2 protein-coding genes are annotated in these 2,632 nt (G+C 68.5%); both read left to right on the top strand.

Going from position 1 to position 2,632, the window contains the following annotated elements:
- A partial coding sequence (locus tag RMO30_RS09630; protein ID WP_309712558.1) for an MFS transporter occupies positions 1-990 on the top strand: 990 nt, incomplete at its 5' end.
- Positions 987-2,435, top strand: coding sequence for an MFS transporter (locus RMO30_RS09625; protein WP_309712555.1), 1,449 nt, complete (start codon positions 987-989; stop codon positions 2,433-2,435). The genes RMO30_RS09630 and RMO30_RS09625, both read left to right, overlap by 4 nt.
- Positions 2,436-2,632 lie beyond the last annotated feature (197 nt).

Here is a 2,632-nt window from a genome sequence, read left to right as displayed (position 1 = left end):
GTCGCGTCCGCCTTCGCGATCCTTCTGCTCAATGCGGGCGGCCCCGCACTCCGTGGCCTGGCCGGCGACGACGTCGCGCTCGGTTATCTCCTGCTCGCCGTCGGATCGGGAGTCGTCTTCGCGATCGGGGTCGCGGTCGTGTCGGGAATCGAGCGAGCGGCGCGGGGTGCGAGCACACCCGCGCCGCCTACGACGTCCGCCTACTCGCGGCTCGCGATGCCCCGCGACTCGCTGGGCGTCAAGCTCCGCCGGTCGTGGGGCACCCTGCGCTCCAGCCAGCCGTTCCGCACGCTGCTGCCCGCCTTTGTCTTCATCACCATCTCCACCGGGATTGTGCTCGCCGCCGCGCAATACCTCGCCACCTGGGTGCTGGGCGGCCGGGACTTGGTAGCGCTCATCGCGATGGCTTTCATCGCCCCCGCCCTCTTTGTCGCGCCGGTGTGGGGTGCCATCGCCCGCAGGATCGGCAAGGAGCGCACCTTCGTCATCTCGATTGTGCTCTTCGCCGTCAGCGCGCTCTGTGTGTTGCCGGCCCTCTGGTGGCCCGGACCGTGGATCCTCGTGCCGATTGCGGTCAGCGGCGTCGCGTTCGCCGGGCTTCGCGCCATGCCGCTGTCGATGCTTCCTGACGTGATCTCCCACGATGCGCGTCGCAACGGCGCCGGACGGGGCGGGGCGTTCGGCGGCATCTGGGCCGCCGCGGAGGGCCTCGGACTCACCCTCGGCGCGACTCTCGTGACGGTGATCCTCGCCGTCACCGGCTACACCGAGTCGGTGGCTGGCGAGCAGACCGTCCAGACTCCGCTTGCGCTGTTCGGGATCGTCGTGGCTTCGAGTCTCGTCCCGGCTGCGATCACGCTGCTCGCGCTGATCCCTCTCGCGCGGTACCCGCTGCGCCGCGGCGATGCCAACGTGCTCGACGGCACGGTGTCACTGATCCCCGGGATGCGGCCGACCCGAGCGCCCTTGCCCGATACCATCAGCCGGTGAGCCAAGTAGCGTCCAGACCACCACGCACGCGCGAGCTGCGTACGGGAGTGATGGCACGTTACGCGACGGGCGAGTTCGTCACCAGCGGGTTCGCGGCGCTGCCGGGTCTGGTGCTCGTCTACTACTTGACGGATTCGCTTGCGGTGCCGGCGCTGCTCGCCGGTGCGGTCGTGACGTTCGCGAAACTCTGGGACATCATCATCGACCCGATCGTCGGGGCGTACAGCGACCGCGAGTTCGCGGCCCGGGGGTCGCGGCGTCGGCTGATGCTGCTCGGCGCAGTCGTGCTGCCGGTGTTCTTCGTGGTCACCTTCGCTGTGCCGACCGGTACCGAACCGCTGCTTGCGGCGGTGTGGGTGTTCGTCGCGTTCCTGCTCGCCGCGACGGGGTTCTCGTTCTTCCAGGTGCCGTACAACGTGCTGCCCGCCGAGCTGGTATCGGGCTACGACGCCCGCACGCGCCTCCTGTCGGCGCGCGTCGTTGTGCTGACGGCGGCGATTCTGCTCTACGGTGGCGGAGGTCCGGCGGTCCGCGAGGTGGGCGTCGAACTGTTCGGTACCGACTTCGGCGGTTACCTGTTCATGGCGATCGGTGCTGCCGTCATCTTCATTGTCGCGATCCTCGTGACCTCGTCGGTCGAGAAGGCCGCTCGTGGCAAGCTCGTCACCCCGCCGAAGCCGGCATCCCGCGTCTTCACCGAGATCGCCGCGCCGCGCGATTCGATTGCCGTTCAGGCCCGTCGGGGGATCTCGATGCTTCGCACGTCGAAGCCGTTCCGCACGTTGCTCGTGACCTTCTTCACGCAGGCGCTCGCCGCAGGTGGGATGCTCGCCGGCACGCAGTATGTCGCCACCTGGGTGCTCGGCGACGCCAATGCGGTGACGGACCTGTTCATCGCCCTCATCCTTCCGGCGATCATCGCCGCGCCGCTCTGGGGTGTCGTCGCCCGTCGCATCGGCAAGGAACGCTCCTACGTCATCGCGACATCCATCTTCTTCCTCGCGGCGCTCTCGCTGACGGGACTGTTGCTGGTTCCGGGCTATTGGATCGTCGTGCCCATCGGCTTGGTCGGTATCGCGTATGCCGGCATCCAGGCGCTGCCGCTGTCGATGCTGCCCGACGTCATCGCCCACGATGCCCGCACCAACGGTCCCGGCCGCGGCGGCTCGTTCAGCGGAATGTGGACGGCAGGGGAAACCACCGGCCTCGCCTTCGGGACGACGATCCTCGCCGTCATCCTCGCCATCTCGGGATACCTCGAGTCGACCGCAGCCACCGCCGTCGAGGCGCAGCCGAACTCCGCCGTCTTCGGCATCGTGATGTCGTTCAGCGTCGTACCCGCCATCCTGATGGCGCTCTCGTTCATCCCGCTCTTCCGCTACCCGCTCCGCAAGAAGGATGTCGACATCGAGCAGCCCGGTGTAGCGGGTCCTCCCGCGGCGTGAATGCTCCCATTTGGGATCACTCACGCCGTGAGATATCCCAAATGGGAGCATTCAGCGCGGGGAGAGCGGAAGCTTCCGGGCCGTGAGGTCGCGGCCGCGTGCGGCGAGGGTATCGGCAAGCGTGAGGATGGCGGCGGCAGCCGGGTCGCTCGGGTCGGCCAGTACGACGGGGGCGCCGACATCCCCGCCTTCGCGGA

The sequence above is a fragment of the Pseudolysinimonas sp. genome, from assembly GCF_031389465.1.
Lineage (GTDB): Bacteria > Actinomycetota > Actinomycetes > Actinomycetales > Microbacteriaceae > Pseudolysinimonas_A.
Note: the sequence above shows the minus strand (reverse complement) of the source record. Positions and strands in the feature narration are given on the sequence as shown.